13 protein-coding genes are annotated in these 15,456 nt (G+C 65.5%); 2 read left to right on the top strand and 11 right to left on the bottom strand.

The genetic code is table 11. The annotated features are described in order from the left end of the window. Position 1 precedes the first annotated feature (1 nt). The 6 genes from PSV40_RS00335 to PSV40_RS00310 form a co-directional block, all read right to left on the bottom strand. Positions 2–1,768, bottom strand: a complete 1,767-nt coding sequence (locus PSV40_RS00335) for a branched-chain amino acid ABC transporter ATP-binding protein/permease (RefSeq protein WP_300532993.1) — start codon at positions 1,766–1,768, stop codon at positions 2–4. 1 nt (position 1,769) lies between these two features. Next, positions 1,770–2,810 carry a branched-chain amino acid ABC transporter permease gene (locus PSV40_RS00330; RefSeq protein ID WP_300532992.1) on the bottom strand — a complete coding sequence of 347 codons (1,041 nt, stop codon included), beginning with the start codon at positions 2,808–2,810 and terminating at the stop codon, positions 1,770–1,772. Positions 2,811–2,897: 87 nt separating this feature from the next. Then, on the bottom strand, positions 2,898–4,037 hold the full coding sequence (locus tag PSV40_RS00325) for an ABC transporter substrate-binding protein (protein ID WP_300532990.1): 1,140 nt from the start codon (positions 4,035–4,037) through the stop codon (positions 2,898–2,900). Positions 4,038–4,137: 100 nt separating this feature from the next. Further along, positions 4,138–4,902, bottom strand: coding sequence for an SDR family NAD(P)-dependent oxidoreductase (locus PSV40_RS00320; protein ID WP_300532988.1), 765 nt, complete (start codon positions 4,900–4,902; stop codon positions 4,138–4,140). Beyond that, positions 4,899–6,782 carry a feruloyl-CoA synthase gene (locus PSV40_RS00315; protein WP_300532986.1) on the bottom strand — a complete coding sequence of 628 codons (1,884 nt, stop codon included), beginning with the start codon at positions 6,780–6,782 and terminating at the stop codon, positions 4,899–4,901. The genes PSV40_RS00320 and PSV40_RS00315 overlap by 4 nt, the downstream gene beginning before the upstream one ends. 29 nt (positions 6,783–6,811) lie before the next feature. After that, positions 6,812–7,606: a crotonase/enoyl-CoA hydratase family protein gene (locus PSV40_RS00310; protein ID WP_300532984.1), complete on the bottom strand. Its 795-nt coding sequence runs from the start codon at positions 7,604–7,606 to the stop codon at positions 6,812–6,814. A 124-nt stretch (positions 7,607–7,730) separates the two neighbouring features. Here PSV40_RS00310 and PSV40_RS00305 point away from each other — a divergent pair, with 124 nt between their 5' ends. Continuing rightward, positions 7,731–8,609 (top strand): amidohydrolase family protein, encoded by an 879-nt coding sequence (locus PSV40_RS00305; RefSeq protein WP_300532982.1) that lies wholly within the window; start codon positions 7,731–7,733, stop codon positions 8,607–8,609. Then, positions 8,606–10,447: an AMP-binding protein gene (locus PSV40_RS00300; RefSeq protein ID WP_300532981.1), complete on the top strand. Its 1,842-nt coding sequence runs from the start codon at positions 8,606–8,608 to the stop codon at positions 10,445–10,447. The genes PSV40_RS00305 and PSV40_RS00300 overlap by 4 nt, the downstream gene beginning before the upstream one ends. A 17-nt stretch (positions 10,448–10,464) precedes the next feature. Here PSV40_RS00300 and PSV40_RS00295 read toward each other — a convergent pair whose 3' ends face one another. From PSV40_RS00295 to PSV40_RS00275, 5 genes are all read right to left on the bottom strand, one after another. Then, positions 10,465–11,094 (bottom strand): 2-hydroxychromene-2-carboxylate isomerase, encoded by a 630-nt coding sequence (locus tag PSV40_RS00295; RefSeq protein ID WP_300532979.1) that lies wholly within the window; start codon positions 11,092–11,094, stop codon positions 10,465–10,467. 29 nt (positions 11,095–11,123) lie between these two features. Then, positions 11,124–12,164 (bottom strand): Gfo/Idh/MocA family oxidoreductase, encoded by a 1,041-nt coding sequence (locus PSV40_RS00290; RefSeq protein ID WP_300532977.1) that lies wholly within the window; start codon positions 12,162–12,164, stop codon positions 11,124–11,126. Continuing rightward, entirely contained in the window at positions 12,157–13,143 is a 987-nt protein-coding gene (locus PSV40_RS00285; RefSeq protein ID WP_300532976.1) for a tripartite tricarboxylate transporter substrate binding protein, read from the bottom strand. The genes PSV40_RS00290 and PSV40_RS00285 overlap by 8 nt, the downstream gene beginning before the upstream one ends. 53 nt (positions 13,144–13,196) lie before the next feature. After that, positions 13,197–14,555 (bottom strand): glucarate dehydratase, encoded by a 1,359-nt coding sequence (gudD, locus tag PSV40_RS00280; RefSeq protein WP_300532974.1) that lies wholly within the window; start codon positions 14,553–14,555, stop codon positions 13,197–13,199. Between the two features lie 119 nt (positions 14,556–14,674). Beyond that, the gene (locus PSV40_RS00275) at positions 14,675–15,448 is read right to left on the bottom strand and encodes a FadR/GntR family transcriptional regulator (protein ID WP_300532972.1); all 774 of its coding nucleotides are present in this window, start codon (positions 15,446–15,448) and stop codon (positions 14,675–14,677) included. Positions 15,449–15,456: the final 8 nt, after the last annotated feature.

The following is a 15,456-nucleotide window of genomic DNA, read 5'->3' as shown; positions in this document are numbered from 1 at the left end:
GTCAATGTTCCGTGCCGAGGTAGGCGGCGCGTACCGCCGGGCTGGCCTGGATTTCTTCGGGCGTGCCTTCGATCAGGCGGGTGCCGAACTCCATGACCACGATGCGGTCGGTGACCTGCATCACCAGGTCCATGTCGTGCTCGACCAGCAGGATGCTCATGCCCTCGGCCTTGAGCTGGCGCAGCACGTCGATCAGCGCCTGCTTTTCCAGGTAACGCAAACCGGCGGCGGGTTCGTCGAGCAGCAACAGGGCCGGGTCGTTGCACAGCGCGCGCGCAATCTCCAGCAACCGCTGCTGGCCCATGGCCAGGTTGCCGGCCAGTTCATGCAGGTGGCTGCCCATGCCGACGCGGCGCAGCTGCTGCTCTGCTTCGCGCAGCAGGCGCTGTTCTTCCGTGCGGTCCAGCCGCAGCATGGCCGACGGTGCGCCCTTGCTGCCACGCAGGTGCGCGCCCAGCGCCACGTTTTCGAGCACCGTCATGTCGGCAATCATCTTGACGTGCTGGAAGGTGCGTGAGATGCCGCGTTTGGCGATCTCGCGTGAGGGCAGGTTGCTGATGGTTTCGCCGCGGAAGGCCACGCTGCCGCGTGTCAGGCTCAGCACGCCGGTGATCAGGTTGAAGGTGGTGGACTTGCCGGCACCGTTCGGGCCGATCAGTCCGACGATCTGGCCCGAGGCCACCGAGAAGTTGATGTCGTTGACCGCCACCAGGCCGCCGAACTCCTTGCGGATGTTGCTGGCCTGCAGCACGATTTCGCCGGCGGCCGGCTTGGCGCGGTGCGGCAACGGGGCTGCATCCTGCCAGTCCACCTTGCGCGGGGCCTTGGGCAGCTTGCGGTCCACAAAGGCCCAGATGCCGTCAGGCGCGTACTTGAGCGTGAGCACCAGCAACACACCGAACACGATGGTTTCGTAGCTGCCGCTGGTGCCTATGAGCATGGGCAGCAGCACCTGTAGCTGGTCGGCCATGAGTTTGGTAATGGCCACACCGGTGATGGCACCCCAGACATGGCCGGCGCCGCCGAGCACGGCCATGAACAGGTACTCGATGCCCACATGCACGCCGAAGGGCGAGGGGTTGACCGAACGCTGGAAGTGCGCAAACAGCCAGCCGGACACCGAGGCAAACAGCGCGGCAATCAGGAAGATGCCGATCTTGAAGCGCAGCGTGTCTATGCCCATGGATTCGGCCATCTGCGAGCCGCTCTTGAGCGAGCGGATGGCGCGGCCCACGCGTGAATCGAGCAGGTGAATCAGCGCCAGCGTGCCCAGCAGCACCAGCGACCAGGTCAGCAGCAGGTAGACCCGCCCCTGGCCCAGCTCCCAGCCGAACAGCGACAGGCCGGTGACACCGAGAATGCCGTCGTATTTGCCCAGCGCGTCCAGGTTGCCCATGGTGTAGTACAGCGACAGGCCCCAGGCCAGCGTGGCCAGCGGCAGGTAGTGACCCGACATGCGCAGCGTGATCCAGCCCAGCACCACGGCGCAGGCCGCGGTCAGGCCCAGGCCGACGAGCAGCGTGACCCAGGGCGACAGGCCGGCGTTCACCGTCAGGTAGGCGCTGGTGTAGGCGCCGATGCCGACAAAGGCCGCCTGCCCGAAGGATGTCAGGCCGCCGACGCCGGTCAGCAGGATCAGGCCCAGCACGGTCAGGCTGGAGATGCCGATGTAGTTGAGCTGGGTGATCCAGAACTCCGGCACCGGCAGGACACAGACCAGCAGCAGTGCGGCGACCAGGACCCACGGGCCCCATTTGCGAATGGTCATGTCAGTGCTCCTCGTCCGAGTGCCCGCCCTTGAGCGAGCGCCAGAGCAGCACCGGCAGGATCAGCGTGAAGACGATCACTTCCTTGAAAGCGCTGGCCCAGAAGGAGCCGAAGGCTTCGATGATGCCGACCGCCAGCGCGCCTATGGCCGCGCCCGGGTAGCTGGCCAGGCCGCCGATGACGGCCGCCACAAAACCCTTGAGGCCGATGAGAAAACCCGAGTCGTAAAACACGGTGGTGGTGGGACCGATCAGCAGGCCCGACAGCGCGCCAATCAGCGCCGCCATGGCCAGGGTCAGCTGGCCCGCGGTCTGCGAGGAGATGCCCATGAGGCGCGCGCCCAGCCGGTTCACCGCGGTCGCACGCAGGGCCTTGCCATACAGCGTGCGCTCAAAAAACAGCCACAACATCACGATCAGCGCCATGGATGCCAGCGCAATGATCACCGCCTGGCCGGACAGGTTGACCGCCCCCAGGCTGAAGCGTGCATCCCAGAAGGGTGGGTTGCGGAAACCCTCGGCGCCAAAAAACAGCAGGCCCAGGCCGGTCAGCGCAAAATGCACGCCCACCGAAACAATCAGCAGGACCAGCGAGCTGGCATCGGCCAGCGACTGGTAGGCCAGGCGGTAAACCAGCGGTCCGAAACAGGTGACGATGCAGACCGACAGCAGCGCCTGCACCAGCAGCGAAAACTGCTGCGGCGCGGCCCACAGCGTGACCAGCGACACCACCACAGGGGCGGCCAGCACCTTGAGCCCGGCCAGCAGCGCAGTGCCGGCAAGCCGGTAACGCTTCCAGCTTTGCCAGGCCTCGGCCAGCGCGGCCAGCCCGGCCAGCAGCATCAGCAGCCAGATCGTGCCCGGCACCTTGCCGGTCTGCAAAATGGCCAGTGTCAGCGCGCCATAGGTGACGAACTCGCCCTGCGGAATGAAGATGACGCGGGTCACCGCAAACACCAGCACGGTGGCCAGTCCCAGCAGCGCATAAATCGCGCCATTGGTCAGGCCATCGACCAGCAGGATGCTGGCAATTGAAAAATCCATAAATACCTTCAGGGAGCCCGTGAAACGGTAAGCCCCGGTCGGGGGCAGCCAGAAGCCGCCCCGACCGGGAGTGCCCGGAATGCCGGCTTATTTGGCCTGCAACTTCCAGTCGCCATTGACGATCTGCATGATCACGCCGGTGTCATCGGTGTAGCCTGCGTGGTTGGTCGCGGTGTAGTTCACGGTGCCGTGAAACAGCGCGATCGGGCCGGCGTTTTCAAGGGCGGCCTTCAGCGCACCGCGGAACTCCTTGGTGCCGGGCTTGGCGGTCTTGAGGGCGATGGGAATGATCTTCTGCAGGATCACGGACGCGTCATAGGCGTGGCCGGCAAACGGGTTGCGGCTGTTCGGGCCGTAGATCTTTTCCCAGGCCGTCACGTGGGTCATGGCCACCTGCTTGCTCGGATGGTTGGCGGGCAACTGCTCGGCCACGACGCCCGGGCCGGCCACGACAAACGCACCTTCCACGTCCTTGCCACCGACACGCATCAGGTCGCGCGAGGCTGCGCCGTGCGTCTGGTAGATCTTGCCCTTGTAGCCGCGCTCGATCAGCGCCTTGTGCGGCATGGCGGCACCGCTGCCCGAGGCGACGATCAGGATGGCGTCAGGATTGCCGGCAGTGACTTTCAGGGCCTGGCCGGTGACGCTGGTGTCGGTACGGGCAAAACGCTCTTCGGACACGAACTTCATGTCGGTGCCGGCCATCTTGACCTTCATGTCGCGCAGGAAGAGTTCCCCGTAGGCGTCGGCGTAGCCGAGGAAGCCGACCGTCTTGACGCCGATTTTTTTCATGTGAGCCGCGATGGCATGCGACATCACCAGCGTGGACTGTGGGGTGTTGTAAGACCAGGGGGCCTTGCCGGTGGACACGTCGATGGGCGCAAAGGTCATGTGCATGGTGCCGGTTTCCGCGGCAACGGCGGCGACGGCGTTGGCCGGCGGCGTGGCGGCCGAGCCCATCAGGATGTCGACCTTGTCGTCAGTCACGAAGCGGCGGGCGTTTTTTGTGGCGTTGGTCGGGTCGGTGGCGTCGTCAAGAATAATGACGTTGATTTTTTCCCCGCCAATGCTGGTGGGCCACAGGGCAATGGAGTTCTTGATCGGAATGCCCAGTGCCGAGGTCGGCCCGGTCAACGGCAGGCTGACGCCGATGTTGATGTCGGCCAGGGCGGCGCCAGCCGCCGAACCAGCCAGGGCAAGGACGAGTAGGGATTTGGTAAAGGTCATGCTAGGTCTCCTGTTGTAAAAATGGACATGAAAATCAAGGTAAGAACGAGGTCAGCAAGGGTCAGCAAGGTCCGGCAGGCGTCTTTCGCCTGTGCCTGTTTCAGCGCGGCGCCATGCGCAGGGCGCCGTCGAGCCGTATCACTTCGCCATTGAGGTGGGTATTGGTGACGATATGGCATGCCAGCTGTGCGAACTCTTCGGGTTTTCCCAGGCGCGGCGGAAACGGGATCGAGGCGGCGAGTGACTGTTGCACCGGTTCGGGCAGTTGCTTCATCAGCGGCGTGGCAAACAGACCGGGCGCGATGGTGCAGACGCGGATGCCGTGTTGCGCCAGGTCGCGCGCCATCGGCAGGGTCATGCCGACCAGGCCGCCCTTGGAGGCGCTGTAGGCCTGCTGGCCCACCTGGCCGTCGAAAGCGGCGACCGAGGCTGTGAACATCATGACGCCGCGCTCGCCGTCTTCCAGCGGGGCCAGCTTCACGCAGTCGGCCGCAAACAGCCGGCTCATGTTGTAGCTGCCAATCAGGTTGATGTTGATGACTTTCGCAAAATCTTCCAGTGGCGCGGCCTGGCCGTCCTTGCCGACCACGCGTTTGGCCGAGCCGATGCCCGCGATGTTCATCAGGATGCGGGCCGGGCCATGCGCCGCTGTGGCTTTGGCCATGGCCGCGGCCACGCTGTCGGTGTTGGTGATGTCGCAGGGGCAGGCCACGCCGCCGATGTCGGCCGCCACCTTTTCGGCCAGCGCCAGGTTGACGTCGAGCACCGCGACTTTGGCGCCCAGCCGCGCGAGTTCCCGCGCGGTAGCCTCGCCCAGGCCCGAAGCTCCGCCGGTGACGAGGGCAGCTTGTCCGTCGATATTCATGGTTTGTCCTGTTGCGGCTGAATCGTGAAAGGCAGCGTGCCGCCATGCATCGCGTCGGCGAGCGCTGCGCGGTGTTTGAGCACCGCGCGCTGGTTGATGGAGCCCTTGTCGGTGACCTCACCCTTGTCGATGGACGGCGGTTCGGCCATCAGGTGCAACCGGGCCACGCGGCTGGAGCTACCGGTGGCACTGGCGGCCAGCGTGTTGGCCACCTTCTGGAAATGTGCCTGCACTGGCGCACTTTCCAGCACCTGCTGCAGGGGCGTATCGGCTGGCAGGCCGGCCAGCTTGCGCACGGCCGGGGTCGGAAAAATGAGCGCCCCGACTTCATTGAGGTTGATCCCGGTGATGACAGCGTCCTGCACATAAGGTGCGCCGGCGGCAATGATCTTGGCCCGCAGCGGCCCCACGCTGACAAAGGTGCCCGTCGCGAGCTTGAAGTCTTCGGCAATGCGGCCGTCAAAGCGCAGGCCCAGGTGGAGGTTGTTTTCGTCGATCCACAACACGGCGTCCCCCGTCGAGAAAAAGCCTTCCTCGTCGAAACTCTCGCGGGTGGCTTCGTCATTGCGCCAGTAGCCCGGCGTGATGTTCGGGCCCTTGTAGCGCACCTCGGTCTTGCCGTCGACAGGCACCAGCTTGAGCTCCAACCCGGGTGTAGGAACGCCGAGGTGGCCGGCCTTGACGTTGGGGTTGGTGACGAACACTGCAAAAGGCGAGGACTCGGTCATGCCCAGGCCGGTGCCCATGACGATGCGTTCGCCGATCTCGCGTTCCTGGGTCTCGTGCAGCGCATCCCACACGGGCTGGGCCAGTGCCGCGCCGGAGTAGAAAAACATCTTCACGCGCGACAGCAGGTTCTTGCGCAGAACGTCGTCGGTCTTCATGGCGTTGGCGATCGCTTCGAAACCGGTCGGCACATTGAAGTACAGCGTGGGCGCCACTTCGCGCAGGTTGCGCAGGGTCTCGCCCATCAGTGCCGGCGTGGGTTTGCCGTCGTCGATGTAAAGCGTGCCGCCGTTGTACAGGGTCAGCCCGACGTTGTGGTTGCCGCCGAAGGTGTGGTTCCAGGGCAGCCAGTCCACCAGCACCGGCGGCTCGTCGGCCAGGACCGGCATCGACTGGCGCATCTGCTGCTGGTTGGCGCACCACATGCGGTGTGTGTTGACCACGGCCTTGGGCATCTTGGTCGAGCCCGAGGTGAACAGGAACTTGCTGATCGTGTCCGGCCCGGTCGCCTGCATCGCGGCGTCCACCTGCGCGGTCGGTGCGGTGGCCAGCAGCGAGGCCAGCGAAGTCGTCGGCCGGCCCTCGAGCGAACCCTCGTGCAGCACCACTTCCACGTCGGTACCGACGGCCGCCTGGATGGCCTTGCCGTAACGCGCCGCATCGGTGGCAAACACCAGTCCGGGGGTCAGCGTCTGGAGAATGTGGCGCAGCTTGTCATAGTCCTGGCTGACCAGGCAATAGGCCGGCGAGGCCGGGCAGTAAGGAATGCCGGCATACAGGCAGCCCAGCGCCAGCTGCGCATGCTCCAGCCCGTTTTCGCTGAGGATCACCACCGGGCGATCGACGCTCAGGCCGCGGTCCAGCAGCGCCTGCCCGAGGGCGCGTGCGCTGGCCAGGGCCTGGCCGTAGCTCAGGTGCTGCCAGTCGCCCGTGCTGCCGTCGGCCTGGCGAGTCCGGCGCGCCAGAAAGCTGCGCTCCGGCACGGTTTGCGCCCAGTGGAGAAAGCGGTCCGTGATGCGCGCCGCATAGTCGCCCAATGGCTGGTCGGCCTTGATGTAACGGGTTCCGCCATCACCCTCGCGAGCGGCGATACGTGTCACGCCGAAGGTCAGGGGCCGGTAGCGGGGGGCGGAGGTGAGTTTTGTCTCGCTCATGTCTTTTCTTGTCGGGGCTGGGGAGGGAATCAGTCCTTGCTGACCTTGTTGGCTTTGCCATCGAGGAAGGCCTTGACCCGGGCCTTGGCCTCGGGCGCGCTCTGGGCAATGGCGGCCATCAGGGACTCGGTGAAAAAGCCCTGGTCGGCGGGTTGTTCGGCGATGCGGGGCAGGGCATGCATCAGCGCGTAGTTGGTCAGCGGTGCATTGGCGGCCACCCGCTGCGCCAATTCAAAGGCCTTGTCGAAGGCCTGGCCCTCGGGAACCAGGTACTGCGCAAAACCGGCGCGTTCACCGTCCTCGGCGTTGTAGACCCGGCCGGTCAGCATCATGTCGGTCATGCGGGCGACACCTACCAGCTTGGGGATACGCACCGAGCCACCGCCGCCGACAAAAATGCCGCGCGAGCCTTCCGGCAGCGCATAAAACGCGGACGCGTCGGCGACCCGGATATGGCAGGCGCTGGCCAGTTCCAGGCCGCCGCCGACCACCGCGCCGTGCAGCGCGGCAATCACCGGCACCGGTCCGTACTGGACCCGCTCCAGCGCCGCGTGCCACATGCGGGAGTGGTGCAGGCCCTGGCCGGCGTCGCGTTCCTGCAGTTCGCCGAGATCCAGGCCGGCGCAGAAATGGGCGCCTTCTCCGTGGATCACGGCCGCGCGCACGGCGGCCGGCAGGTTGTCAAACATGTCGCGCAGCGCCAGAATCAGCCCGTCGTTGAGGGCGTTGCGTTTGGCGGGGCGGCTCAGGCGGATCACGGCGATCTCCTGGTGGTCGCCGCGGAACTCAAGCTGGAGGTCGGTGGAGGATTTTTTGGTGCTCATGGGAGGTTTGCAAGTTGCATCGATTATTGTTATAAACAATAACCAATTCAATTGACTTTGCAGCCTCATTTCTCAGTGTTAACCCGAATGAGGTGGGCAGCAAGTCGAACCACCAGGAGACAGCATGGACTACGAGAACCTCATTGCGATTGACATCCACACCCACGCCGAGGTCAGTTGCTGGAACCCGTTCGACAACTACGGCGAGGAATACGACCGCGCCGCCGACAAGTATTTCAAGAACAGCCGCCGGCCGACGATTGAGGAAACGATTGCCTACTACCGCGAGCGCAAGATCGGACTGATCATGTTCACAGTGGATGCCGAGACGCAGATGGGCCGGCGCCGCATCCCCAACGAGGAAATTGCCGAAGCCGCCAAGAAAAACAGCGACATGATGATGGCCTTTGCGAGCATCGACCCGCACAAGGGAAAAATGGGAGCCCGCGAGGCACGCCGGCTGATCGAGGAACACGGTATCAAGGGCTTCAAGTTCCACCCCACGGTGCAGGGCTACCACCCGTACGACAGGATGGCCTGGCCGATTTACGAGGTGATTGCCGAGTACAAACTCCCGGCGATCTTCCACACCGGGCACAGCGGCATCGGCAGCGGCATGCGCTGCGGCGGCGGCCTGCGGCTCGAATACTCCAACCCGATGCACCTCGACGACGTGGCCATCGACTTCCCGGACATGCAGATCGTCATGGCGCACCCCAGCTTTCCCTGGCAGGACGAGGCCCTCAGCGTGGCGACCCACAAACCCAACGTCTGGATCGACCTGTCGGGCTGGAGCCCCAAGTACTTTCCGAAGCAGCTGGTGCAATACGCCAACACACTGCTCAAGGACCGCATCCTGTTCGGTAGCGACTACCCGCTGATCACGCCGGACCGCTGGATGAAGGATTTTGAAGACGCCGGCTTCAAGCCGGAAGTGATGCCCGGCATTCTGAAAGGCAACGCCATGCGGCTGCTGGGCCTGGGGCAAGCTGCCGCTGCATGACCACGCCCGCCTTCCGTAGGCTGGCCGACATCGAGGCGCTGGAGCGCACGCCTTATGACCAGGCGATCCCGGCGCGCACCACCTACGGCCTGATCGCCCATGCGGCGGGGCGTTTTGCCGGCCGTGATGCGTTTCGCTACCTGCCCAGCGGCGACCTGCAGCAGCCGGCCGTGACCGTGAGTTACGCCGCGTTGCTGGCGCAGATCCACCGGGCGGCCAACCTTTTCCGCTCGCTGGGTGTCGGGCCTGACGATGCCGTGGCCATTCTGGCGCCGAATATTCCCGAGACGCAATTCGCGCTCTGGGGCGCGCAACTGGCGGGCAAGGTCTGCCCGATCAACTACCTGCTGCAGCCTGACCACATTGCGGCCTTGCTCGAGGCGTCGGGTGCCAAAGTGATTGTTGCGCTCGGTCCCAACGGCGAGCTCCCGCTCTGGCCCATGGTCGAAAAAGTGCTGGCGATCCGGCGCCTGCCGGTGCTGCAGATCCGGGTCGGTGACAACGCGGCGCCGGGCGTGCCGGTGTTCCAGGACCTGCTGGCGCAGGCCGGCGACGTGCTGGCGTTTGACCCACAACTCACGCCCGAGCGTATTGCCGCCTGCTTCCATACCGGAGGCACGACCGGCTCTCCCAAACTTGCGCAGCACACCCACGGCAACGAGGCGCACACCGGCTGGTTTGCCCATCAGTTTTACGGCTTCGACGAACACACGGTGGAGCTCAACGGTTTCCCGCTGTTCCATGTCGCCGGGGCTTTTGTGTACGGCCTGTCCATGCTCGCCATCGGCGCGACCCAGGTCTTGCCCACGCTCAGTGGCATGCGCAACCCCGCCTTCACCAAAAACTACTGGAAGTTCTGCGAGCGCGAACGCGTGACCGCGCTGGCCTGCGTGCCGACCATTCTCGCGACGCTGGCCAACCTGCCGGTCGATGCGGACATCTCGTCAATCCAGGTCGCCTACACCGGCGGCTCGCCGCTGCCCACGGAACTGGCGGCGCAGTTCGAGCGCAAGCCCGGGATTGCGGTGCGCAACATTCTGGGCATGACCGAGTGCGCGGGCCTGGTGTCCATCGAGCCGCTGGCGGCGCCGCGTGTGCCGGGCTCGACCGGCCTGCGCCTGCCCTACACCGAGGTGCGCGCCGTGCCCTGGCAGGGCGGCGTGGCGCAACTGGGCGAGACCTGTGCAGCCGGTGAAACCGGCGTCATCGTGCTGCGCGGCCCGCACGTGAGTCCGGGCTACACCGAGGCCGCGCGCAATGCCGGCATGTTCGAAGGCCCTTGGCTGGTCTCCGGTGATCTCGGGCACATCGATGCACAGGGCTACATCCACCTGACCGGCCGCGCCAAGGACGTGATCATCCGCGGCTCGCACAACATCGATCCCGGCCTCGTCGAAGACGCTTTCCTGGCGCACCCGGCGGTGGCCCTGTGCGCCGTGGTCAGCGAGCCGGACGCCTATGCCGGCGAGTTGCCCGTGGCCTTTGTCACGCTCCGGACCGGCATGTTCTGCGACCCGGCCACGCTGCTGGCCGACGTGGTGCCGCATGTGTACGAGCGGCCGGCGGCGCCCAAACGCGTGACCATCATCGAGGTGATGCCGGTGACGGCGATCGGCAAGATCTACAAGCCGGCGCTGCGCCTGCGCGCCATCGAGGTCAAGCTGGCCGAGATGCTGGCGGACACAGCCGGCGCCACCGTGCGGGGCGAAGAGCATGGCGGCCGTCTGTCGGCCGTGGTGACGATTGCGTCGCCGCGTGATGAGGCGCTGGAGCGCCGGCTGCGCGAGCGCCTAGCCGCGATTGCGGTTCCGGTGGCGTTTGTTTTTTCTGGCGCTTGAGCGCTTCGAACAGGTTCTTACCAGCCGCCGCTGTCCAGCCACTGGTCCACCAGCCCCAGGTTTTCCACGCCCCAGAAGGGCTCGCCGTCCACCACCACGGTGGGTGAGCCGAAAATACCGGCTTGCAGCGAGGCTTCAACCGCGCTGCGCAGCAACTGCCTGGCTTCCTCGCTTTCGATGCCTTCGCGCAGGCGCTGTGCATCCAGGCCGGCAGGCAGGTCGATGGCCGCAACCGCCTCCGCGGTGGACAGGTCCCGGCTTTGTGCCCAGCAGGCGTGGTAGATCGCATGGGCCAGCGGCGCGGCGAGGGCCGGGTGGTGCTGCTTGACCCAGTAGAAAGCGCGGCTCGCCGCGCGCGGGTCCATCACCGCATCATCCAGATCACGTTTCACCTCCAGGCCGTGGCGGCGCATGTAGCGCTTGGCGTCGCGGCGGATGTAGTCGCCCTTGAGCGGCGTGTCCAGCAAGGGCTTGAGCCCCATGACCTTGAGCACTGACACGCCCAGCAACATCGCGTGCCATTCGACGGTACGGCCGTGCCGTGCCGCCAGCGGCTCGACGCGCAGCGACGCGAAGTAGCCGAAGGGCGAGATGAAGTCGAAGTAGAAGTGCAGCGGTGCGGGCGTGGAGGAGGGCGAGGGGGTCATGACCCCAAGCGTAGCCGAAAGACCCGCCGTCAGGCCGTGAGGGACACGGCGGCGCCGCTGCCAGAGGACACCATCATGGCCGCAATCAGCCGGTGCACCTGCAGGGCCGAGCGCCCAGTGACGGCCGGCTCCGCCTGGGTGCGGATGGCCGCCACAAAATCCTGCAGCACCGCGCGGTGGGCCTGGTGGTCGAAGGCCATCATGTTCGCGCCCGAACCCGACGCCTGTCGCCTGCCGGCATGGAATGTCTGGCCGTCCAGCAGTTCGGCGTGACACTCCCCGGCTTCGAGCGTGGCCGAGCCCCCGGTGAAATTGAGGGCTATCCGTTCAGGAAATCCCGGGTAAGCCGCGGTGGTCGCGTCTATGCTGCCAATGGCGCCGTTCGGGTAGTGCAGCACGGCGGCAACGGTGTCTTCACATTCCATGCGGTGCAGGGCGCTGGTGTTGGCCATGGCACTCACCTTGTCCGGCATGCCGGTCAGGCTCAGCAGCAAGTCCAGCGTGTGGATGGCCTGCGTCATCAGCACGCCGCCGCCGTCGCGCGCCAGTGTGCCGCGGCCGGGTTCGTCGTAGTAGCTCTGCGGGCGCCACCAGCGCACGCTGGCCGATGCGCTGACCAGGTCTCCCAGCGTGCCGCTGGCAACCAGTTGCGCCAGCGCGAGGGCGGCCTCGCGCATCCTGTGCTGCAGCATGACGGCCAGCTTCACGCCTACGCGCTCGCAGACCTCCACCAGCTGCTGGGCCTTGTCCAGACTGACTTCCAGCGGTTTTTCCACCAGCACATGTTTGCCGGCCCCGGCTACACGCCGCACGATGTCCAGGTGGGTGTTGGCCGGTGTCAGCACCAGCACCGCCTGCACGGTAGCGTCGTCCAGCAGGTCTTCCAGGCGCGTGCTGGTCCGGGTGCCGGCCGGTAGTTCCAAGGCGGCCAGGCGCGCCACGTCGCGGCCTATGACCCAGGCCAGCTCCAGCTCGTCCTGCAGGTCCTTCAGGCTGCGGAAATGCGGCGCGCAGGCCTGACCCGAACCGACCACCGCCACCCGCATTCTGGATGCGCCGTGCTTACTCAAGCTTGATGCCGGCGGCCTTGATGACTTGCGCCCATTTCTCGACTTCGGCCTTCTGGAAGGCTGCGACCTGATCGGGCGTCATGCTGGAAGGCTGCATGCCCAGGCTTTTGAGCCGGTCCTGCATTTCGGAAGTCTGCAGGATCTTCATGATCTCCGCGTGCAGCCGGTCGATGATGGGCTTGGGCACACCGGCCGGCACAAAAATACCCTGCCAGGACACCACCTCGAAGCCGGGCACGCCCGACTCGGCAATGGTCGGCACATTGGGCAGCGACTCCAGGCGTTTGGCCGAGCTCACGGCGATGGCGCGTACCTTGCCGCTCTGGATGTGCGGGCCGGCCACCACCGTGGTGTCGAACATCATGTCGACCTGGCCGCCCATCACGTCCTGGATGGCCGGGCCGCTGCCCTTGTACGGTACATGGACGAACTGCGTGCCCGACTTGAAGCCCAGCAGTTCCAGCGTCATGTGCTGCGAGGTGCCGTTGCCGGCCGATGCCGAGGAGATGGTTTTCGGTTTGGCCTTCGCCGCAGCCAACACGTCCTGCAGGGTCTTGTAGGGACTGTCCGCCTTGACGATCAGCACCACCGGGTTCGAGCCGATCAGCACCACGGGTGAAAAGGACTTGATCGGGTCGTAGCCGAGCTTGGGGTACAGGCTCACATTGATGGCGTGCGAACTGATGGTGCCACCCAGCAGGGTGTAGCCGTCGGCCGGTGCGCGCGCGGCAACTTCCGAACCGACACTGCCGCCGGCGCCGCCCTTGTTTTCGATCACGATGGTGGTGCCCAGCGCCGCCCCCAGCTTCTGGCCGATCAGCCGCCCGAGGATGTCGGTCGTGCCACCGGCCGGGAAGGGCACGATGTAGCTGATGGGTTTGGACGGCCATTTGTCCTGGGCCCAAGCTGCGGCGGAGCCGAGGAGGGGGAGAAGTGCGGCCGAGGCCAGCGCGGTTTGAAGCAATGAGCGGCGTTTCATGGTTTGTCTCCTTCTTGTGGTGATGAAAATCAGGCGCGAAAACAGGGCAGGAATTACCGGACCATGCAGGGCATCCTGGCGTTGAAGGTCCAGTTGGGCAGCAGGTACTGCATGGCGATGGCGTCGTCGCGCGCGCCCAGGCCGTGCTGCAGGTAAAGCTGGTGGGCTTTTTCAACCTCTGCCATGTCAAGCTCCACGCCCAGGCCGGGTACTTTGGGAACAGCCACGCTGCCGTCCACGATCTGCAAAGGCTGTTTGGTCAGGCGCTGGCCGTCCTGCCAGATCCAGTGGGTGTCGATCGCGGTGACCTGGCCCGGTGCCGCCGCCGCCACGTGGGTGAACATGGCCAGCGACACGTCGAAATGGTTGTTCGAATGCGAGCCCCAGGTCAGGCCCCAGGTCTGGCACATCTGCGCCACCCGCACCGAACCCTGCATGGTCCAGAAGTGCGGGTCGGCCAGCGGAATGTCGACCGACTGCAAGGTGACGGCGTGCGCGAGTTCGCGCCAGTCGGTCGCCACCATGTTGGTCGCCGTTTTCAGGCCGGTGGCGCGGCGAAACTCCGCCATCACTTCACGGCCGGAGAAAACACCTTCGGCGCCGCATGGGTCTTCGGCGTAGGCCAGTTCCCGCTGCCGGTCGCGGCACAAACGAACCGCGTCTTTCAGCAGCCAGCCGCCGTTCGGGTCCAGCGTGATGCGCGCCTGCGGGAAACGCTCCGACAGCGCGATGATGGCCTCGATTTCTTCCTCGCCGCGCAGCACGCCACCCTTGAGTTTGAAGTCCTTGAAGCCGTAGCGCTGGTGTGCTGCTTCGGCCAGCCGGACCACGGCCCGGGCATCCATCGCGGGTTCATGGCGCAGCCGCAGCCAGTCGTCGTCAGCATCCGGCTCGCTCCGGTAGGCCAGGCCGGTTTGCCGACGGTCGGCAATGTAAAACAGGTAGCCCAGCATGGCGACGGAGTCGCGTTGCTGGCCTTCGCCCAGCAGGGCGGCGACAGGCACACCGAGAAACTGGCCCAGCAGGTCGAGCAGGGCGCTTTCCACCGCGGTCACGGCGTGGATGGCGACACGAAGGTCAAAGGTCTGGTTGCCGCGGCCACCGCTGTCGCGCCCGGCAAATTGTGTGCGCAGGCTGCTCAGGATCTGGTTCCAATGACCCAGGGGCTGGCCTTCGACCAGTACACGGGCGTCCTCCAGCGTGCTGCGGATTTTCTCGCCGCCCGGCACTTCGCCGACACCCGTGCGGCCCGAGCTGTCTGTCAGCAGCAGCAGGTTACGCGTGAAAAACGGGCCGTGCGCGCCACTCAGGTTGAGCAGCATGCTGTCATGGCCGGCGACCGGAATGACTTGAAGGCGGGTGATGTGCGGCGTTTGCGAAGCTGCCGGGGAAGGGGAACGGGCGTCAGGCATAAAGGCAGGAAGTAAGACAACGAACCGGTTTAAAGATCAGTCATCGTACAACATGAAGGGTTTTATTCCCTTGGGGAATTCCCTGATTCGGCCCTGCTGGCGTGTCAGCTCAGCGCAGGTCAGCTCGCCGCGGAAGGGCTTGTTGGCTCGCCGGCCTGGCCCTTGCGCAGCCGCTCCCGGCTGTTGGAAAGGTGGGTGCGCATGGCCGCCCGGGCGGCTTCGGCATCCTGGCTGCGAATGGCGTTGTAGATGTTTTCATGCTCCCCGTTGACGCGCTGCAAATAACTCAAGCGGCCTTCGGGCGCGCTCTGTGGCGTGTTCACGCGGGTGCGTGGAATGATCATGGTGCCCAGGTAGGTCATGAGGTCCGCAAAGTGACGGTTGCCGGTGGCGCGGGCCACCTCCATGTGAAACTGGAAGTCTGGCGGGACGGCATCGGAGTCCGCGTGGATCGAGTCCTGAAAAGCCCGCAGGGCCGTGGCCATGGCTTCGAGGTTTTCCGTGCTTCTCCTTTGGGCAGCGAGGCCGGCGGCCTCGGTTTCCAGGCTGATGCGCAACTCCAGCACCGAAATGACATCGGCCACCGTGGCAAAGTCCGCTGCCGCAATCCTGAAGTTGCCGGCGTCGCGGTTCTCTATCACAAAGGTGCCGATGCCGTGGCGCGTCTCCACCAGACCGGAGGCCTGCAGTTTGGAAATCGACTCGCGCACCACCGTCCGGCTCACGTCGAAACGGGCCATGATTTCGGCCTCGGTGGGCAGCTTGTCGCCGGGCTGGAGCTGCCCCGCGCGGATGCTGGCGGCCAGGCTTTCAACAATTTCGGTGACCAGGCCGCGAGGGCGGCGCACACGTGGTGCGTCGTCAAGAGGGGTGGCCGTTACGTTCGATTCCATCGGGTTTG

Origin of the sequence: Polaromonas sp. (assembly GCF_029945925.1) — a bacterium.
Classification (GTDB): Bacteria; Pseudomonadota; Gammaproteobacteria; order Burkholderiales; family Burkholderiaceae_C; genus Polaromonas.
The sequence above is the reverse complement of the archived record's forward strand: the minus strand, read 5'-3'. Positions and strand labels throughout refer to the sequence as shown.

Coding starts and splice junctions, on each gene's coding strand:
- PSV40_RS00335 (WP_300532993.1), bottom strand. CDS start 1,768: ATGACCATTCGCAAATGGGGCCCGTGGGTCCTGGTCGCCGCACTGCTG.
- PSV40_RS00330 (WP_300532992.1), bottom strand. CDS start 2,810: ATGGATTTTTCAATTGCCAGCATCCTGCTGGTCGATGGCCTGACCAAT.
- PSV40_RS00325 (WP_300532990.1), bottom strand. CDS start 4,037: ATGACCTTTACCAAATCCCTACTCGTCCTTGCCCTGGCTGGTTCGGCG.
- PSV40_RS00320 (WP_300532988.1), bottom strand. CDS start 4,902: ATGAATATCGACGGACAAGCTGCCCTCGTCACCGGCGGAGCTTCGGGC.
- PSV40_RS00315 (WP_300532986.1), bottom strand. CDS start 6,782: ATGAGCGAGACAAAACTCACCTCCGCCCCCCGCTACCGGCCCCTGACC.
- PSV40_RS00310 (WP_300532984.1), bottom strand. CDS start 7,606: ATGAGCACCAAAAAATCCTCCACCGACCTCCAGCTTGAGTTCCGCGGC.
- PSV40_RS00305 (WP_300532982.1), top strand. CDS start 7,731: ATGGACTACGAGAACCTCATTGCGATTGACATCCACACCCACGCCGAG.
- PSV40_RS00300 (WP_300532981.1), top strand. CDS start 8,606: ATGACCACGCCCGCCTTCCGTAGGCTGGCCGACATCGAGGCGCTGGAG.
- PSV40_RS00295 (WP_300532979.1), bottom strand. CDS start 11,094: ATGACCCCCTCGCCCTCCTCCACGCCCGCACCGCTGCACTTCTACTTC.
- PSV40_RS00285 (WP_300532976.1), bottom strand. CDS start 13,143: ATGAAACGCCGCTCATTGCTTCAAACCGCGCTGGCCTCGGCCGCACTT.
- gudD (WP_300532974.1), bottom strand. CDS start 14,555: ATGCCTGACGCCCGTTCCCCTTCCCCGGCAGCTTCGCAAACGCCGCAC.
- PSV40_RS00275 (WP_300532972.1), bottom strand. CDS start 15,448: ATGGAATCGAACGTAACGGCCACCCCTCTTGACGACGCACCACGTGTG.